At 66.2% G+C, this 16,480-nt stretch carries 20 protein-coding genes; 12 read left to right on the forward strand and 8 right to left on the reverse strand.

What is annotated here, in order from left to right; translation table 11 throughout:
• Positions 1-797, forward strand: a 797-nt coding sequence (locus RBR29_RS00355; protein ID WP_320346114.1) for a septal ring lytic transglycosylase RlpA family protein, incomplete at its 5' end; no start/stop codon positions are given.
• Between the two features lie 88 nt (positions 798-885).
• Here the strand turns inward: RBR29_RS00355 and rsmI are convergent.
• Positions 886-1,812: a 16S rRNA (cytidine(1402)-2'-O)-methyltransferase gene (gene rsmI / locus RBR29_RS00360; protein ID WP_320346115.1), complete on the reverse strand. Its 927-nt coding sequence runs from the start codon at positions 1,810-1,812 to the stop codon at positions 886-888.
• 145 nt (positions 1,813-1,957) lie between these two features.
• Between rsmI and RBR29_RS00365 the strand changes: the two genes are divergently transcribed.
• The 6 genes from RBR29_RS00365 to RBR29_RS00390 all read left to right on the forward strand — a co-directional run bounded on the left by RBR29_RS00365 (position 1,958) and on the right by RBR29_RS00390 (position 5,866).
• Positions 1,958-2,344: a YraN family protein gene (locus RBR29_RS00365; protein ID WP_320346116.1), complete on the forward strand. Its 387-nt coding sequence runs from the start codon at positions 1,958-1,960 to the stop codon at positions 2,342-2,344.
• Between the two features lie 65 nt (positions 2,345-2,409).
• Complete coding sequence (locus RBR29_RS00370; RefSeq protein ID WP_320346118.1) at positions 2,410-3,003, forward strand: phosphoheptose isomerase; 594 nt, start codon at positions 2,410-2,412, stop codon at positions 3,001-3,003.
• Complete coding sequence (locus tag RBR29_RS00375; protein WP_320346120.1) at positions 3,003-3,710, forward strand: BON domain-containing protein; 708 nt, start codon at positions 3,003-3,005, stop codon at positions 3,708-3,710. The genes RBR29_RS00370 and RBR29_RS00375 overlap by 1 nt, the downstream gene beginning before the upstream one ends.
• Positions 3,707-4,201, forward strand: coding sequence for a TlpA disulfide reductase family protein (locus RBR29_RS00380; protein ID WP_320346122.1), 495 nt, complete (start codon positions 3,707-3,709; stop codon positions 4,199-4,201). Before RBR29_RS00375 ends, RBR29_RS00380 begins: the two co-directional genes overlap by 4 nt.
• A gap of 1 nt (position 4,202) precedes the next feature.
• Complete coding sequence (argB, locus tag RBR29_RS00385; RefSeq protein WP_320346124.1) at positions 4,203-5,108, forward strand: acetylglutamate kinase; 906 nt, start codon at positions 4,203-4,205, stop codon at positions 5,106-5,108.
• Between the two features lie 2 nt (positions 5,109-5,110).
• Positions 5,111-5,866 carry a pyrimidine 5'-nucleotidase gene (locus tag RBR29_RS00390; protein ID WP_320346126.1) on the forward strand — a complete coding sequence of 252 codons (756 nt, stop codon included), beginning with the start codon at positions 5,111-5,113 and terminating at the stop codon, positions 5,864-5,866.
• Here RBR29_RS00390 and RBR29_RS00395 read toward each other — a convergent pair.
• The 4 genes from RBR29_RS00395 to gpmA form a co-directional block, all read right to left on the reverse strand.
• The gene (locus RBR29_RS00395) at positions 5,796-6,596 is read right to left on the reverse strand and encodes a HesA/MoeB/ThiF family protein (RefSeq protein WP_320346128.1); all 801 of its coding nucleotides are present in this window, start codon (positions 6,594-6,596) and stop codon (positions 5,796-5,798) included. The genes RBR29_RS00390 and RBR29_RS00395 overlap by 71 nt on opposite strands.
• The gene (locus tag RBR29_RS00400; RefSeq protein WP_320346130.1) at positions 6,596-8,125 is read right to left on the reverse strand and encodes a S41 family peptidase; all 1,530 of its coding nucleotides are present in this window, start codon (positions 8,123-8,125) and stop codon (positions 6,596-6,598) included. Before RBR29_RS00400 ends, RBR29_RS00395 begins: the two co-directional genes overlap by 1 nt.
• Before the next feature lie 113 nt (positions 8,126-8,238).
• Positions 8,239-9,624, reverse strand: a complete 1,386-nt coding sequence (locus tag RBR29_RS00405; protein WP_320346132.1) for a peptidoglycan DD-metalloendopeptidase family protein — start codon at positions 9,622-9,624, stop codon at positions 8,239-8,241.
• A 1-nt stretch (position 9,625) separates the two neighbouring features.
• Positions 9,626-10,378, reverse strand: coding sequence for a 2,3-diphosphoglycerate-dependent phosphoglycerate mutase (gpmA, locus tag RBR29_RS00410; protein WP_320346134.1), 753 nt, complete (start codon positions 10,376-10,378; stop codon positions 9,626-9,628).
• A gap of 88 nt (positions 10,379-10,466) precedes the next feature.
• Here gpmA and RBR29_RS00415 point away from each other — a divergent pair, with 88 nt between their 5' ends.
• Genes RBR29_RS00415 through RBR29_RS00430 form a run of 4 tightly spaced genes read left to right on the forward strand, consistent with a single transcriptional unit; the run spans position 10,467 to position 12,763 of the window.
• On the forward strand, positions 10,467-10,877 hold the full coding sequence (locus RBR29_RS00415) for a rhodanese-like domain-containing protein (RefSeq protein WP_320346136.1): 411 nt from the start codon (positions 10,467-10,469) through the stop codon (positions 10,875-10,877).
• Positions 10,878-10,889: 12 nt separating this feature from the next.
• Entirely contained in the window at positions 10,890-11,147 is a 258-nt protein-coding gene (grxC, locus tag RBR29_RS00420; RefSeq protein WP_320346138.1) for a glutaredoxin 3, read from the forward strand.
• A 45-nt stretch (positions 11,148-11,192) separates the two neighbouring features.
• Positions 11,193-11,702 (forward strand): protein-export chaperone SecB, encoded by a 510-nt coding sequence (gene secB, locus RBR29_RS00425; protein ID WP_320346140.1) that lies wholly within the window; start codon positions 11,193-11,195, stop codon positions 11,700-11,702.
• Between the two features lie 20 nt (positions 11,703-11,722).
• Complete coding sequence (locus tag RBR29_RS00430) at positions 11,723-12,763, forward strand: NAD(P)H-dependent glycerol-3-phosphate dehydrogenase (RefSeq protein ID WP_320346142.1); 1,041 nt, start codon at positions 11,723-11,725, stop codon at positions 12,761-12,763.
• Positions 12,764-12,818: 55 nt separating this feature from the next.
• On the opposite strand, the gene RBR29_RS00435 is transcribed toward RBR29_RS00430, so the two are convergent.
• On the reverse strand, positions 12,819-13,289 hold the full coding sequence (locus tag RBR29_RS00435) for a tRNA (cytidine(34)-2'-O)-methyltransferase (RefSeq protein WP_320346144.1): 471 nt from the start codon (positions 13,287-13,289) through the stop codon (positions 12,819-12,821).
• A 32-nt stretch (positions 13,290-13,321) separates the two neighbouring features.
• A complete protein-coding gene (locus RBR29_RS00440) occupies positions 13,322-13,879 on the reverse strand; it encodes a phosphoribosyltransferase family protein (protein WP_320346146.1) in 558 nt (185 codons plus the stop codon).
• 269 nt (positions 13,880-14,148) lie between these two features.
• Here RBR29_RS00440 and RBR29_RS00445 point away from each other — a divergent pair, with 269 nt between their 5' ends.
• Positions 14,149-15,105: a methyltransferase domain-containing protein gene (locus RBR29_RS00445; RefSeq protein ID WP_320346148.1), complete on the forward strand. Its 957-nt coding sequence runs from the start codon at positions 14,149-14,151 to the stop codon at positions 15,103-15,105.
• On the opposite strand, the gene rimO is transcribed toward RBR29_RS00445, so the two are convergent.
• Positions 15,102-16,424 carry a 30S ribosomal protein S12 methylthiotransferase RimO gene (rimO, locus tag RBR29_RS00450; RefSeq protein ID WP_320346150.1) on the reverse strand — a complete coding sequence of 441 codons (1,323 nt, stop codon included), beginning with the start codon at positions 16,422-16,424 and terminating at the stop codon, positions 15,102-15,104. The genes RBR29_RS00445 and rimO overlap by 4 nt on opposite strands.
• Between the last annotated feature and the right edge of the window lie 56 nt (positions 16,425-16,480).

Here is a 16,480-nt window from a genome sequence, read left to right on the forward strand (position 1 = left end):
CCGCCGCCACTCCGCGCATCGAGCGGCACGCCCCGGCCAATTTCCGCCCCTACGAAGTCTTTGGCGTGCGCTACGTCCCCATCGGCGAAAACCAGCCCTACCGCCAGGAAGGCGTGGCCTCGTGGTACGGGCGCAAATTCCACGGCGAACGAACCGCCAACGGCGAAATCTACGACATGTACGCCATGACGGCAGCGCACCCGACCCTGCCGCTGCCCAGCTACGCGCGCGTGACCCGGGTCGGCACCAACCGCTCGGTGGTCGTGCGCATCAATGATCGCGGCCCCTTCCACCCAGGACGCATCATCGACCTGTCCTACGTAGCGGCTGCCAAGCTTGGCCTGATCGGCCCCGGCAGCGGCCGGGTGATCGTGCAGGCCATCACCAATGCCGACATTCGCGCCGGCCGCTACCCGGCCGCGCCCCTGATGGCTGCGGCCCCGGCGCCCCCGCCGTCCGATACCGTCCAGACACAGCCCGTCAGCCTGCCCACCGCCACCCTTGCTCCACCACCGCCTTCAGCCCCCGTTCCGCCCGTTGTAGAAACACCGCCGCCTGGCGGCATCTACCTGCAATTCGGTGCCTTTTCCTCGGCGCAGAACGCCCAGTCGCTGGCCCAGCGCGTCACCATCGAGGCCGCCGGCCAGGCAGGCCCGGCCACGGTCATTCATCAGCCACCGCTCTACAAGGTCCGCATGGGCCCCTACCTGTCGCGCGACGAGGCTGCACGCACTGCCGCACAGCTGGCGGAATCCGCCAACCTGAACCCGGTCATTGCCCTGGATCAGGGGCTTTGACCCACACGCTTCGCCCACGGCGCGCCTTGCAAGACGCGCCGATTCGCCCAGTGCCGATCCGTCCGCCGGGTCTGATCGGCACCCAGAATCATGACTGCGCCAACGCCCAGGCGTAAAGTCGATCGCGCGCCAGGCCCGTCACGCGGGCGCCGATCCGCGCCGCATCGCGGACCGACAGTTCCTCCAGCAATGCTTTCATGATCCGGCGCTGTTCGGGTGACAGATCCACGTCCGGCTCGGGCACCGATTCGTCGGCATGGACCACCAGCACGAACTCGCCCTGCTCGCGGTGGGAATCCTCATCCAGCCAGGCCAGGACGTCTTTTGCAGCCAGCGTCTGGATCTCCTCGAAACGCTTGCTCAGTTCGCGCGCCACGGTCACCCGGCGCGCCGGCCCGGCAACCGCCGCCAGATCCACGAGCGCCGCACGCAGGCGATGCGGCGCCTCGAACATCACCACCGGCACCGGCCAGGCGAGCCACTGCGTCAGCCATTTGCGGCGCGCCTGGGCCTTGGACGGCATGAACCCGGCAAAGGCAAAACCCGGTTCGTCGTCACGAGTCGCGCCGCTTGCCATGAGGGCCGCAACGACCGCGCTGGGCCCCGGCAGCGGTACGACCCGATGGCCGGCCGCCTGGACCTCGCGCACCAACCGCGCACCCGGGTCGCTGATGGCCGGTGCGCCGGCATCGGACACCAGAGCGATGCGTTCGCCCAGGGCCAGGCGCCGGATCACGGTCTCGGCGGCTTCGCGCTCATTGTGGCGATGCGCAGCCAGCAACGGGGTGGCGATCCCCCAGGCATCCAGCAGCGCCCGGGTCGTGCGCGTATCCTCGGCGGCAATCGCATCGCAACGGCGCAGCGTCTCCCAGGCGCGCAGGCTCAGGTCGCCCAGGTTGCCGATCGGCGTGGCGACCACATACAGGCTGCCCGACGGCCACGACTGATCCGCCACCTGTTCCGCGTGACGTTTCCACGTCGGGCCGACCTTTTCCCAATCTGCACTGTCCGTCATACTGATTGTTTCCTCTGTTCTTGCGGATTGGATACCCGCCATGCCCGCCGATCCCTATGAAACCGCCCGACAGGCCCAGCAGCGGGCGGCAACGCGTCGCCGTCGCCGCCTGCGACGATCCCTCCCGGCATCTGGAGGCGCTGGCATGAACACCGACACCCCGGCCACTGGTTCCCCAACCCAGCGCCAAGGCCACGCGGCCGAGGCGCGGGCAGCACGCTATCTGGAAATGCACGGCGTCCGCATCCTGGCAGTCAATCTGCGCTGCCGCGCCGGGGAAATCGATCTGGCGGCCCGCGCCGGCGACCTGCTGCTGTTCATCGAGGTACGGGAACGCCGCAATCCAGCCTTCGGCGGTGCCGCTGCCAGTGTAAACCGGTCCAAGCAGGCCCGGCTGATCCGGACCGCGCGCCACTTCCTGCCCCGGCTCGTTCGGCAGCATTTTGCCGGCCGGACCCCGGCCTGCCGCTTTGACGTGGTGGCCTTTGATGCAGACCGGCCCCGCTGGATCCGCGACGCCTTCCGCACCTGAATTCATACCGCAAACTGTTACGTTCAGGGGTTCCGGAGCCCCGCGCTCATGCGATAATCGGCGCCATGGACATGACATCCCGCATGACGTCGCATTTCGACGATGCCGTCGACACGCTCCGTTCCAGCGCTCGCGAACTGGCCTCCCCCCTGGCGGCTGCGGTCGATCTGCTGTTCGGCGCCCTGACCAACAACGCCCGCATTCTCGCCTGCGGCAATGGCGGCTCCGCCGCCGACGCCCAGCATTTCGTGGCCGAACTCGTCGGTCGCTTCGAGCGCGACCGTCTGCCGCTGGCGGGCATCGCCCTGAACACCGACACTTCGATCATGACGGCGGTAGGCAACGATTACGGCTTCACTTCCGTATTCGAACGCCAGGTGACCGCCCTGGGCCAGCCTGGCGACATCCTGGTCGCCATCACGACCAGCGGCAATTCACCCAATGTCCTGCGTGCGATCGAAGCCGCGCACGATCGCGACATGCAGATCATCGCCCTGACGGGCAAGGGCGGGGGCCAGGTCAATTCCCTGCTCTATGAAACCGACATCCACCTCTGCGTCCCGCACGACCGCACCATGCGCATCCAGGAAGTCCACATCCTGCTCCTGCATGCGCTGTGCGACGGCATCGACGCCCTGCTCCTGGGAGACCCTCTCTGATGCCCGTTTCCGTCCGCCCCCTCCTCGCCCGCCTGATGATTGGCCTGGCCTGCCTGGCCCCCCTGTCGGGCTGCGGCCTGTTCGTCGTCGGCGGCGTGGCCGCCACGTCCGCCACCGTGGCCACGGACCGACGCACCGCCGGTGAACAGCTCGACGACCAGACGATCGAATTGCGCGTTTCCAGCGAAATGAACAAGGCCTTTGGCGACAAGGCCCGCGTCCTGGGAACATCCTACGCAGGCCGGCTCCTGCTGGTAGGCGACGTGCCCACCGACGCCGACCGGCAACAGGCAGAAACCATCGCCCGGAGCATCACCAAGGTCCGCTCGGTAGACAACTACATCCGGGTCGGGGACCTGACGCCCCTGAGCGTGCGTACCAACGACACCTGGCTGACCTCCAAAGTCAAGAGCCAGCTGGTCGCCACCGAAAACGTGCCCTTTCGCACCATCAAGACCACGACCGAACGCGGGGTCGTCTACCTGATGGGCAAGGTCACGGACGACGAAGGCCGCCGCGCCGCCGCCGTTGCCTCCGGCATCTCAGGGGTCAACAAAGTCGTCAAATTGTTCACCATCGTGGCGCGCGAAACCCTGCTCACCGAACCTGGCCGGCAGAATGCTGCGCCCATCACCAACGACTCCAATGCCTCCTCCGCCCCGGCTCCTGAAGACACCGGCGGCGCCCAGGCGATGCCCGTGCAATGAAAAAAATACTCCTTGGCCTGGCGGCCTGCGTGGCCATCGGAGCCGCCGTCCTCTGGCAATTCCAGGGTTCCGCCCAGGCGGCGCCCGATGTGACCTTCACCGACCTGAACGGCCATACCGTCACCATGCAGGACCTGCGCGGCAAAGTCGTGCTGGTCAAATTCTGGGCCACCAGTTGCACCACCTGCGTGGCGCAGATGCCCGATACCATCCGCCACTACCAGGAACTGAAATCCCGCGGCTTCGAAACCATCGGCGTGGCCATGCAGTACGACCCGCCCAACTACGTCAAGAATTTCACCGAAACCCGTCAACTGCCCTTTCCGGTCGTCATCGACGCCCAGGGCAAGATCGCCCAGGCTTTCGGCGATGTCCGCCTGACCCCCACGGCCTTTCTGATCGACAAGCAAGGCCACATCATCAAACGCTATCTCGGCAACTACGACGAAAAAGCCTTCATGGCCACGGTCGAACAGGCACTGGCTTCCTGACATGACGAATACTTCCCAGGACACCCCATCCCAGACTGCAGCATCCCTCAAGGCCGAAGTCCTCTCCGAGGCCCTGCCGTACATCCGCCGGTTCCACGGCAAGACCGTCGTCATCAAGTACGGCGGCAACGCCATGACCGACGAACACCTGCAGCGCAGCTTTGCCCATGATGTGGTGCTGCTCAAGCTCGTCGGCCTGAACCCGGTGGTGGTGCACGGCGGCGGCCCGCAGATCAACAGCGCGCTCAAGCGCATCGGCAAGCAAGGCACCTTCATCCAGGGCATGCGCGTGACCGATGCCGAAACCATGGAAGTCGTCGAATGGGTGCTGGGCGGCCAGGTGCAACAGGACATCGTCATGATGGTCAACGAGGCCGGCGGCAAGGCTGTGGGCCTGACCGGCAAGGATGGCTGTCTGATCCAGGCGCGCAAGAAACTCATGCCTGACCCGGATCATCCCGGCCAGATGCTGGACATCGGTTTCGTGGGCGACATCGAACGCATCGAACCGGCCGTGGTCAAGGCGCTCCAGGACGATCAGTTCATTCCCATCATTTCATCCATCGGCTACGGCGAAGACGGGCAGGCCTACAACATCAACGCCGACGTCGTCGCCGGCAAGATGGCCGAGGTCCTGGGCGCTGAAAAACTGGTCATGCTGACCAACACCCCAGGGGTGCTCGACAAGAGCGGTCAGCTGCTGCGCAGTCTGTCGGCACAGACCATCGACGCCCTGTTCCAGGACGGCACCCTGTCGGGCGGCATGCTGCCGAAAATTTCCTCGGCGCTGGATGCCGCCCGGTTCGGCGTGAACTCGGTACACATCATCGATGGCCGTGTGCCGCACTGCCTGCTGCTGGAAATCCTGACCGACCGTGGCGTGGGCACCATGATCAGTTCGCACTGATCATGGTGCCCACCCCGCTGCGCACACCCAGCCCCCTGCGCCGCCGACGGGCCATCGGGCCCAATGACCCGATCTGGCTGTTCGACCTGGACAACACGCTGCACGACGCCTCGCGGGGTATTTTTCGTGTGATCGACCAGCGCATGGGCGCTGCCGTGGCCCGGGCCCTGAATCTACCCCAGGACCAGGCCAATGCCTTGCGCCTGCGCTACTGGCAACGCTATGGTGCGACCGCCATCGGCCTGGCGCGCCACCACGGGGTGAATCTGCACCAGTTCCTGGCCACTTGCCATGATTTCGACATCGCCCCGCTCGTGCATGCGGAAACCGGCCTGGCGGCCCGCTTGCGCGGCCTGCCTGGCCGGCGCATCGTGCTGACCAATGCCCCGGCTCACTACGCCCGGCGCGTGCTGCGCGCCCTGGGCATCCTGCAGGAATTCGATGGCCTGTGGGCCATCGACCACATGATGCCCATGGGACTGGCGCGGCCCAAGCCTTCGCCTGGCCTGATGCGCATGGTGGCTGCGCGACTGGGGGGGCCGCCCCGCCGGATCATTCTGGTCGAAGACACCGAGCGCAATCTGAAATCCGCCCGCCAGGTCGGCATGCGCACCGTCTGGATCTATCATCCGGGCACACCGTTTTCCCGCCAGCGCAACGGCCGCGACCTGTATGTGGACGCCAGGATCAACCGCCTGGGGTCGCTGTTGGTGCAAGCCCGCGCCGGGCGCATACCGGGCAATCGGGGTCGCGCCTGAAACGGATCGTATGCCACTGCATCCGCAGGGCATCCACCGACAGCAACCGCCCGACCAGGGGTTCGCCCATGCCTGCGATCACCTTGATGGCCTCGGCTGCCTGAACGCTGCCGACCATGCCGACCAATGGTCCCAGCACGCCCGTGGTCGCGCAGCGCAGTTCCTCGACATCGGCGGCCTCGGGAAACAGGCAGTGATAACAGGGGGCATCCGCAGCCCGCAGATCATAGACGCTGATCTGGCCCGAGAATTTGATCGCCGCCCCTGACACCAGCGGCTTGCGGGCCGCCACGCAGGCGCGGTTGATGGCGTGCCGGGTAGCAAAATTATCACAGCAGTCCAGGACCACATCGGCGTCCTGGCTCAGTTCGAACAAGCGGGATGCATCCAGGCGCTCGACCAGCGCCCGCACCTGAACGTCGGGATTCAGGGCCAGCAGGGCATCCCGCCCCGACTCGGCCTTGGGCCGGCCCAGGCTGGCCATGACGTGCAGGATCTGGCGCTGCAGATTGCTGAGTTCGACCACATCATCGTCCACCAACGTGATCTGTCCAACGCCCGCGGCGGCCAGATACAGCGCCGCCGGGGAACCCAGCCCGCCCGCACCGACGATCAGCGCATGGGCGGCCAGCAGGCGTTCCTGCCCCTCGATGCCCAGATCATCGAGCAGAATGTGCCGGGCATAGCGCGTCAGACGCGCATCATCATCCAGGGCGGATGCAGCTCCCATCACCGAACCCTGATCAGGCCATCCGGGGTGACACGGTAGCGCTCGACCCCGTCGCCGGCGTCATTCAGGGTTTTTTTTTCCGCCTGGGCGGGTTTCCGACTGGAACCGTTCCCTGCATCGGCGGCGGGCCTGGCTGTCGCTTCCCCTGCTGCGGCATCGGCACGCGCCTGCCGGACCTGTTCCGGATCGGACTTCTGGACCGGACGGCCCAGCAAGGCATTGACCGCCTGCTGCAACTGCCAGTCATCAGCCCCCCCGAATTCAAACATCTTGATCTCGCCCTGGACGAAATCGCCATCCTCAGGATCGTCCGCGCCCGGAGCGCCGGACTGGCTTTCCAGGTGATGCTGCAGATCGACCTCGCGCTGCATGCGGAACAGGTTGCCGGCGGCGCTGTCGTCCACGACATCGTCCGGCGCCACCCCCGTATTCTGGATCGAACGCCCACTGGGCGTGTAGTAGCGCGCCGTGGTGAGCTTGATACCCGTATCCTTGTCCAACTGCAGGACGGACTGGACGGAACCCTTGCCGAACGTGCGGTTGCCAATGATGCGGGCGCGCTTGTAATCCTGCAGGGCGCCGGCCACGATTTCCGAGGCCGAGGCCGAACCCACGTTGACCAGCACCACCATCGGCACCGTGCGCGTCCAGGCGGGCAGCAGACTGCCGCCCTCGATGCCATGGCTGCCATCCAGGGGGCGGGCGTAGAATTCTTCGTTCGAGGACGGAATGCGGCCCTTGGTGGACACGACCAGCTTGCCGGGTTCCAGGAAGGCAGAAGCCACGCCGATGGCGCCGTCCAGCAGGCCACCCGGATCATTGCGCAGGTCGAGCACCAGCCCCTTGGGCGCGTGCTGCCTGGACAGGCTGGCCAGCATCCGGATCATGTCGGACGTGGTGCGGTCCTGGAACTGGCTGATGCGCACGTAGGCAATGTCATGGTCGAGCATCTTGCCGCGCACGCTGCGGGTCTTGATCATTTCCCGCACGATGTGGAATTTCAGCGGCTTGGGACTGCCGGCGCGCTGAATCGTCAGGTCGATCGGCGTGCCGGGCTCGCCCCGCATTTTTTTCACGGCGTCGTTCAGGTTCATGCCCTTGGTGGATTCGCCATCGACATGGGTGATCAGGTCACCCGTCAGAATGCCGGCGCGTGCTGCCGGGGTGTCCTCGATCGGCGCAATGACCTTGGGCATGCCGTCCTGGGTACCGATCTCGATACCCAATCCGCCGAAGCCGCCGCGCGTGATGTCCTGCATCTGCTTGTAGGCTTCTTCGTCCAGATAGACGGAATGTGGATCCAGATCCGTGAACAGCCCCTTGATCGCATCGTCGATCAGGGTCTGGTCGGACACCGGCTCGACATAGCTGGATTTGATCGCGCCATAAACGTTGGCGAACTGCTGCAATGCCTTGAGCGGCAAAGGTTCGCCTTTCTGCGCAACGGCCGAGATGCCCAGGCTGACCAGTATCCCCCCCAGAAAGCCCGCCAGGACCCAGCTCAACGATCGATTTTTTCGAGTGCTCATGCACGTTCCTATGGTGGTCGGGCCGCCGGACGGCGCCACAGACGACGAATGGTACATAGTACAAAAATTAAGCGGGGAATTGTCCGCAGCAGGCCATCCGCAGGGGGCCGACTCTATTTCAACCAGACCTCTGGATTGATGGGCGCCCCCTGGTGCCGCAATTCAAAATACAGGCCGGGTTCGACCTGCCCACCGGTAGCGCCGACCCGCGCGACTTCGTCACCCCGAGCCACCACATCCCCGACCTGACGCAGCAGCGCCTGATTGTAGGCGTAGATGCTGAGATACTGCTTGCCATGATCGATGATCAGCAAATTGCCGAAACCGCTGAGCCAATGCGCGAACACCACGCGACCAGCGGCCACGGCACGCACGGGCGTGCCCGCAGTCGCACGCAGCACGACCCCGCGCCACAGGCCGCCATCGGGGCGCTGGGCACCGAACCGGCCCTGGATCTGGCCGGCAACAGGGCGCGGCAGCCCCTTGCTCAGGCCGGGGAAGCCGCCCTCGGGTTCAGTCCGCGTGCCCCTTGCCTCTCCGGACGGCTCAGTCCGTACAGATGCACGATCATCGGCAGCCTGATCTGCCCCGGACTCTTGAGCCTCGGTTTCTCGCACATGCCGCTCGGCCTGCTCGCGCACCTGGCGCGCCTGTTCGGCGGCGCGTGCTCGCTCTCGTGCCTGACGGGCTTTCTCGGCCTGTTCGCGAGCCGCCTGTTCGCGGGCGCGGCGCTCGGCCTCGGCCTTCAGCGCCGCCTGGCGCCGGGCCTCGGCCCGGGCGATCTCGACATCCAGATCCTTGATCAGGCGGCCCAGGCGTGCATCGCGCGCCTGGAGCTGTTTTGCCTGGCCCCGCTCATCGTCCAACTGCGCCCGGATCCTGTCCAGGACTTCGCGACGCTGCGCCTGCTGGGCCTGCAATGCCTCGCGCCGCGCCTGGACATCCGCCTGGACCGCATCCAGGGCGCGGCGGCTGTCGTCGGTCTGCTGGCGCAATTCGGCCAGCCGATCCAGCGTGCCCTGCAAGGCATCGAGCGCCTGGGTGCGGGACCGGGTGACATAGGCCAGCCAGGCCAGTTCACGGCCGATATCCTGGGGATCGCGCCCCGAAAGCAAGGCCGTCCAGGGCGACAGGCCGCTCGCGTACTGGGCACGCAACTGGTCGGCCAGAGCCCGCTGCTGGCGTTCGAGTTCTGCGGACTGCTGGCCATGCGCGGCATCCAGCTGGCGCAGGGTATCCTGCAGCGCAGTCTGGCGCCGGCCCAGTTCGGCCAGGTCACGGCTGATGTCGGAAATGGCCTGCTCGGAAGCCTGCAGCGCACGGCTGGCGTCAGCGCGCGATGATTCTGACGATTCGATGCGTTTTTGCAGCGCATCGATCTGCTCGCGCAAGGTTTGCCGATCCTCGCGGGCCTGCGCCTGGCGCGCCTGCAAGGACGGCTGTGCCTGGGCGCAGACTGCGGCCAGGCACAGCAGCAACCCCGGGCCTATATGGCGCATATCAGGCCTGATTTGCCTTGCCCTGGTTGGCAACCGCCTGCATGGCGGCGCGGATCTGTTCCTCGTCGCCCAGGTAATAGTGGCGCAAGGGGCGCAGTTCGTCATCCAATTCGTAGACCAGCGGCTGGCCGGTCGGGATATTCAGGCCGACGATGTCCTCATCCGAGATCCCGTCCAGATGCTTGATCAGGGCACGCAGGCTGTTGCCATGGGCCGAGATCAGCACCCGCCGCCCGGAACGGATGGCGGGTGCAATGGATTCATTCCAGAAGGGCACCACACGATCCACCGTGTCGCGCAGGCATTCCGTGGCCGGCAGTTCATTGGCTGGCACGCGGCGATAACGGGCATCGAAGCGCGGATGACGCGGATCATCATCGGCCAGGGGATCGGGGGCAATCGCATAGGCGCGGCGCCATTGCAGCACCTGATCCTCGCCATAGCGGGCAGCCGTCTCGGCCTTGTTCAGCCCCTGCAGCGCCCCATAGTGGCGCTCGTTGAGCCGCCAGTGCAGCCCGATGGGGGTATGCATGGCATCCATGGCATCCAAAGCGATCCACAGGGTGCGAATGGCGCGCTTGAGCACCGAGGCGTAGGCCAGGTCGAATTCGTAGCCCTGCTCGCGCAACAGCTTGCCTGCCAGGCGTGCCTGTTCACGGCCGGTGTCGGTGAGATCCACGTCCGTCCAGCCCGTGAAGCGGTTTTCGAGATTCCATTGGCTTTCGCCATGGCGCATGAGTACCAGTTTGTGCATGATCGGCAAGCCTGCAAAGTTCAAAACTGCCGACCATTTTATAATCCCGGGGCTTTCTTTTTTTCCGACCCCTGTCACAGGAACTGCCGTGGACTTCTTACTCAGCCAGAACAACCTCTGGATTCTGCTCATCGCCCTGGCTTCCGGAGGCCTGCTGCTGTGGCCCAGCCTGTCCAAGGGCCGCGCAACCGGGCGCGTCGCCCTGGCCGAAGCCATCCGCCAGGTCAACCAGGGACATGGCCTGTTCGTGGACGTGCGCCCCGCCGACCAGTTCAAGACCGGCGCCATCCCCCAGGCGCGCAACATCCCTCTGGACACGCTGGAAGCCCACATCAACAGCCTGCCCAAGGACAAGCCCATCGTCCTGGTCGATGCCCATGGGCGCGACGGCGCCAAGGCCGTCGCGCAATTGCGCAAGCACGGCTTCGATCAGGTATCCTGCCTGGATGGCGGACTGAACGCCTGGACCGAAAGCGGCCTGCCCCTGAAAAAATCCTGACTGCAAATCCCGATGGCCCAAGTCACCATGTACTGCACCACCGTGTGCCCTTATTGCATACGCGCCGAAATGCTGCTCAAACAACGCGGCGTGACCGAAATCCACAAGATCTTCATCGACCGCGATCCCGACCAGCGTGCCATCATGATGGAACGCACTGGCCGGCGCACCGTCCCGCAGATCTACATCGGCGAACGCCATATCGGCGGCTTCGACGACCTTTCGGCGCTCGACCGCGCTGCCGGCCTGCTGCCCCTGCTGCAGGCCTGATCCCGCGCGCAAGCTCAGCCCACCCACCCCTTACCGGAACCCCTCATGTCCGACGAAAACCAAACCCAGAACGGCCAGACCCCCAGCTTCGGCCTGCAGCGCACCTACGTCAAAGACCTGTCGCTGGAAATGCCCAACGCCCCGGAAATCTTCCTTGAACAGGAAGGCCCGACCGTCGAGGTCTCCATCCAGGTCGGCGGCCAGCAACTGGCCGAATCGGTATTCGAATCCACCGTGACGGCCACGGTGACCACCCGCATCGGCGACAAAGTCCTGTACCTGGTCGAACTCTGCCAGGCCGGCATCTTCGAAGCCGCCAACATCCCGGCCGAACAACTCGACCCGCTGCTGGGCATCGTCTGCCCGACCATGCTCTACCCCTATCTGCGCGCCAACGTCGCCGATGCCATCACGCGCACCTCGATGCCGCCGCTGCACCTGAGCGAAATGAATTTCCAGGCCCTGTACGAACAGCGCCTGGCACAACAAGCGGGCAGCGAGCCGGCCCAGGACAAGGACTCGGGCCTGATCCTGCCGCCTGGCGCGCGCAACTGATCGCGCAGGACCGCACAACCATGGCGCCGGTCCGGCTTTGCGTCCTGGGCGCGGGCAGCTGGGGCACCGCCCTGGCGGCCCTGGCCAGCGCCCGGTCCGACGTCCTGATCTGGGCCCGCGACCCCGACCAGGCGCGTGCCATCGACCAGCAGCATCTCAATCCGCGCCACCTGCCCGACATCGCGCTGCCGCCCACCCTGCGGGCGACCGGCGATTTCGACACCGCCCTGGCACATGTGCTGAACGCCACCACCCCGGCAGAACGCCTGATCGTGCTGGGCGTGCCCATGGCGGGCCTGGCCGACGTGTGCCGGCGCATCGCGGACGCACTGCCTGACCGTGCCGCCGACGCGCCGCCGGTCCATCTGCTGTGGACATGCAAAGGCATCACCCCAGACACCCACCAATGGCCGCACCAGATCGTGGATGCAGCCCTGTCCGGCATCGGTTGGCTGCGCACCGGGGTGCTGTCGGGCCCATCCTTCGCCCGCGAGGTGGCCCAGGGCCTGCCAGTGGCCCTGACGGCCGCCAGCCACGATCCGGCCACTGGCCGCGCCGCCCAGGCTGCCTTTCATGGCACCCGGGCACGTATCTACAGCACCCGGGACGTCATGGGAGTCGAGGTTGGCGGCGCCCTGAAAAACGTCATTGCCATCGCCTGCGGCATCAGCGATGGCCTGCAACTGGGCACCAATGCCCGCGCCGCCCTGATCACACGCGGGCTGGCTGAAATCCAGCGTCTGGGCATCGCGCTGGGGGGGCAGGCAGACACATTCACCGGCCTGACCGGACTGGGTGATCTGGTCCTGACGGCCACGGGCGACCTGTCCCGCAATCGCCAGGTAGGTATCGCCATTGGCCAGGGCCAAACACTGGACGCCATCCTGGCGGGCGGCATGACCGCCGAAGGCGTGCGCTGCGCGCGCGCCGCCCAGGCCCTGGGCCGACAGTACGGCCTGGACCTGCCCATTACAAACGCCGTCTGCGGCGTGCTGTTCGGCGGTGTCGCCCCGACCCAGGCAGTGGCGGCGTTGCTGGCACGCGATCCGCGCGACGAATAATTCCGACCCGGCATTCGGTCGAATTGCCTCGTTGGTTCGCCTTGCCGTGCAGTAATTAAATACCGCCCGCGTAACCGGCCTGCCGCCAGGCCTCGAAAACCGTGACCGCCACGGCATTGGACAGGTTCAGGCTGCGCTGTCCCGGCTGCATGGGCAGGCGGATGCGCTGCGCCAGGGGGAAAACGGCCAGTTGTCCAGCCGACAGGCCGGCGGTTTCTCGTCCGAATACGAACACGTCGCCCGGCTGGAATGTCTGTCCGCCGATCAGTGACGATCCGCGCGTCGTCAGCGCAAAACGCCGTGACGGATCCCCGCCGATCACCGCCAGCGCCTCATCCAGGCCATCATGCACCTGCAAACGCGCCCATTCGTGATAATCCAGCCCCGCCCGCCGCATGCGCGCGTCATCCAGGGCAAACCCCAGCGGCCGCACCAGATGCAGAAACGCACCGGTATTGGCCGCCAGGCGGATCACATTGCCGGTATTGGGTGGAATTTCGGGTTCGACGAGGACGATGTGGAACATGGATCGGAATCAAGGCAGCGAGCCAGCGGCGCCTATTGTACGGCGCGCCCATCGGCAGGCGCACCGCCATGGTGGTGCACATGCACCGCCCGGGCCAGGACCCAGCCTTCGACCCGGGCGGCGCCCGCGTCCTTCAACACGGCGGCCACCGCCTGCAGCGTGGCGCCCGTGGTCAGGACATCGTCCACCACCGCGATCCGCTGGCCGCACACCCCGCCCGGCACACCGCACGCAAATGACCCGGCCTGGGCCTGCAGGCGCAACGCACGGTCCCGCCCCACTTGCCGGCCGCCTTCACGGACCCGCAGCACACCATCCAGCCGATAGCGCAGTCCCAACCTGCGCGCCAGCAGGCGGGCCACCTCGGCGGGCGGACTGAATCCGCGCTGGCGCAACGCTGCACGCCTGGCCGGTACCGGCACGATCCAGTCCGGCGGATCGGCCTGCGTCCCCGCCGCACGCACCGCCCGTTCCAGTTGATCCACCAGTACGCCCGCCAGGGGCAGGCGGTGCCGGATCTTGTAATCATGAATCAGTCCCCGGCCCAAACCGGCATAATCGAACGCGGCAACCACACGGTCAAAAGCCATCTGCCCCGGATCGCAATCAGGACACCGCCCTGCGTCCAACGGATGCGCACAGCACGGACAACGTGGCTGCGCATCATCCGGCCGCAGGCGCGCCTGACAATCGGGACATGGGCCCTGGCCGGCCGTGCGGCGGCCACAGCACGGGCAGTCGGCTGGAATCCAGTCGCGCCAACGGTTCAGCGGCAGATGCAGCATAATGGCGTGTCCCTCCACAGGAAACCGCTATCACAGCACGCTTCGGGGCGTCCCGAAGCCAGTCTTGATCATTTATGCCACAGCTGCCCCGACTGCCCATCGACCCCCAGGCCGTGACGCGCCAGTTCGCCCGGCGCGCGCCCCTGGATGCCCCGCAATTCCTGTACGGGGAAATTGCCCAGCGCATGCTGCGCCGCCTGAGCTATATCCGCATCGCGCCGCACGATATCCTGGATGCAGGCTGCGGTGCGGCCCATGCGCTGGACCCGTTACGGGCCCGCTATCCCGACCAGCATTACATCGGCCTGGACGCCTGCGGCGCATTGCTGGACACGGCACGCAGCCGCTACGCGACCCGGCCTGGCTTCTGGCACCGGCTGCGCAACAAACCCACGCCAAAACCGGATTTCCGGCAAGCGGATCTGGCCGAGACCGGCCTGGCAGACGAAAGCCTGGACCTGGTCTGGTCGAACCTGGCGCTGCACTGGCACCCGGAACCGCATCTGGTGCTGCAGGAATGGCGCCGCATCCTGCGCAATGACGCGCTGGCGATGTATTCCAGCCTGGGACCCGGCACCTTCCGCGAACTGCGCGAGGCCCTGGCCGAAGCCGACCCCGACACGAAACCCATGGAATTCGTGGACATGCACGATTTCGGCGACCTGATGCTGCAAGTGGGGTTCGCCGACCCCGTCATGGATCAGGAAATCATCACCCTGACCTACAAGACCGCCGACAAACTGCTGGAAGACGTGCGCGCGCTGGGGGGCAACCCCCACCCAAGCCGCAGGCCGGGCCTGCCGGGCCGCGCCTGGCGCGAACGCCTGGTCCGCGCCCTGGAACGCCGCCGCCACGCCGACGGCACGATCCACCTGAGCCTGGAAGTCGCCTATGGCCACGCCTGGCGCGCCGCCGCACGGCGCGGCGTGTTCGGCGACCTGCCCGTGACCACCTTCAAGCGCGCCCAGCCCCTGGAAGCCGGCAAACCGCCCCCGCGCGTGGTGCCGCGCAAACCCGAAGACCCGGCTTAAACCGGCACCCCGTACAGATCGTATTCGTCCGCGTCCTCGATCCTGACCTGGATCAGATCGCCCGGAGCATGGCCCGCCGCATCGCGCAGCAACACATTGCCGTCGATTTCGGGGGCATCGGCCATGGAACGCGCCGTGGCGCCGCCTTCTGTGTCCACCTCGTCCACCAGCACCATCAGGGTGCGGCCGACCTTGGCCGCCAGCCGCTGCGTGGAAATCGCCTGCTGATGCGCCATGAAGCGTTCCCAGCGCTCGGCCTTGACCTCGTCGGGCACGGGATCGGCCAGTTCATTGGCGCGCGCGCCTGCGACTGGCGAATACTGGAAACAGCCAACGCGGTCGAGCTGGGCTTCCGTCATCCAGTCCAGCAGGTACTGGAAGTCTTCCTCTGTTTCACCGGGAAAGCCCACGATGAAAGTGGAACGCAGCGTCAAGTCCGGACAGGCCTCGCGCCACTGGCGGATGCGGGCCAGGGTACGGTCCTCGAAGGCGGGGCGCTTCATGGCTTTCAGGATGCGCGGGCTGGCGTGCTGGAAGGGAATGTCCAGATACGGCAGGATGCGGCCTGCGGCCATCAGGGGGATCAGTTCATCCACATGGGGGTAGGGATAGACATAGAGCATGCGCACCCAGACACCGAACTCGCCCAGCGCATTGGCCAGCGCGGTCAGTTGCGTCTTGACCGGGCGGCCGTCCCAGAAACCTGTGCGGTATTTGACGTCCACGCCATAGGCGCTGGTGTCCTGGGAAATCACCAGCAGTTCTTTCACCCCCGCATCGACCAGGCGGCGGGCCTCGCCCAGCACGTCGCCGATCGGCCGGCTGACCAGCCGCCCGCGCATGGACGGGATGATGCAGAAACTGCAGTTGTGGTTGCAGCCTTCGGAGATCTTCAGGTAGGCATAGTGGCGCGGCGTCAGGCGGATGCCCTGGGGCGGCACCAGGTCCACGTAGGGATCGTGCGGACGTTCATGGGGCGCAGCGGCATGCACGGCGCGCACCACCTGCTCGTACTGCTGGGGACCGGTGACCGCCAGCACGGCCGGGTGCACGTTGCGAATCATGTCGGCTTCCACGCCCAGGCAACCAGTGACGATGACCTTGCCGTTTTCCGTGATGGCCTCGCCAATGGCATCCAGGGATTCAGCCTTGGCGCTGTCGATGAAACCACAGGTATTCACCACAACGACATCGGCCCCCTCGTAATCGGGGCTGATGGTGTAGCCATCGGTGCGCAACTGGGTCAGGATGCGTTCGGAATCGACCAGGGCCTTGGGACAACCCAGGCTGACGAAACCGACACGGGGGGATTGGCTCATGGGAATACTCGGTGGCAGGCGGACGGAAAGACATCATGCGCCCCGGCCAGCCACAG

It is taken from the genome of Castellaniella sp. (assembly GCF_034007085.1).
Lineage (GTDB): Bacteria > Pseudomonadota > Gammaproteobacteria > Burkholderiales > Burkholderiaceae_B > Castellaniella.

Coding starts and splice junctions, on each gene's coding strand:
- rsmI (WP_320346115.1), bottom strand. CDS start 1,812: ATGACGGACAGTGCAGATTGGGAAAAGGTCGGCCCGACGTGGAAACGT.
- RBR29_RS00365 (WP_320346116.1), top strand. CDS start 1,958: ATGAACACCGACACCCCGGCCACTGGTTCCCCAACCCAGCGCCAAGGC.
- RBR29_RS00370 (WP_320346118.1), top strand. CDS start 2,410: ATGGACATGACATCCCGCATGACGTCGCATTTCGACGATGCCGTCGAC.
- RBR29_RS00375 (WP_320346120.1), top strand. CDS start 3,003: ATGCCCGTTTCCGTCCGCCCCCTCCTCGCCCGCCTGATGATTGGCCTG.
- RBR29_RS00380 (WP_320346122.1), top strand. CDS start 3,707: ATGAAAAAAATACTCCTTGGCCTGGCGGCCTGCGTGGCCATCGGAGCC.
- argB (WP_320346124.1), top strand. CDS start 4,203: ATGACGAATACTTCCCAGGACACCCCATCCCAGACTGCAGCATCCCTC.
- RBR29_RS00390 (WP_320346126.1), top strand. CDS start 5,111: ATGGTGCCCACCCCGCTGCGCACACCCAGCCCCCTGCGCCGCCGACGG.
- RBR29_RS00395 (WP_320346128.1), bottom strand. CDS start 6,596: ATGGGAGCTGCATCCGCCCTGGATGATGATGCGCGTCTGACGCGCTAT.
- RBR29_RS00400 (WP_320346130.1), bottom strand. CDS start 8,125: ATGAGCACTCGAAAAAATCGATCGTTGAGCTGGGTCCTGGCGGGCTTT.
- RBR29_RS00405 (WP_320346132.1), bottom strand. CDS start 9,624: ATGCGCCATATAGGCCCGGGGTTGCTGCTGTGCCTGGCCGCAGTCTGC.
- gpmA (WP_320346134.1), bottom strand. CDS start 10,378: ATGCACAAACTGGTACTCATGCGCCATGGCGAAAGCCAATGGAATCTC.
- grxC (WP_320346138.1), top strand. CDS start 10,890: ATGGCCCAAGTCACCATGTACTGCACCACCGTGTGCCCTTATTGCATA.
- secB (WP_320346140.1), top strand. CDS start 11,193: ATGTCCGACGAAAACCAAACCCAGAACGGCCAGACCCCCAGCTTCGGC.
- RBR29_RS00430 (WP_320346142.1), top strand. CDS start 11,723: ATGGCGCCGGTCCGGCTTTGCGTCCTGGGCGCGGGCAGCTGGGGCACC.
- RBR29_RS00435 (WP_320346144.1), bottom strand. CDS start 13,289: ATGTTCCACATCGTCCTCGTCGAACCCGAAATTCCACCCAATACCGGC.
- RBR29_RS00440 (WP_320346146.1), bottom strand. CDS start 13,879: ATGGCTTTTGACCGTGTGGTTGCCGCGTTCGATTATGCCGGTTTGGGC.
- RBR29_RS00445 (WP_320346148.1), top strand. CDS start 14,149: ATGCCACAGCTGCCCCGACTGCCCATCGACCCCCAGGCCGTGACGCGC.
- rimO (WP_320346150.1), bottom strand. CDS start 16,424: ATGAGCCAATCCCCCCGTGTCGGTTTCGTCAGCCTGGGTTGTCCCAAG.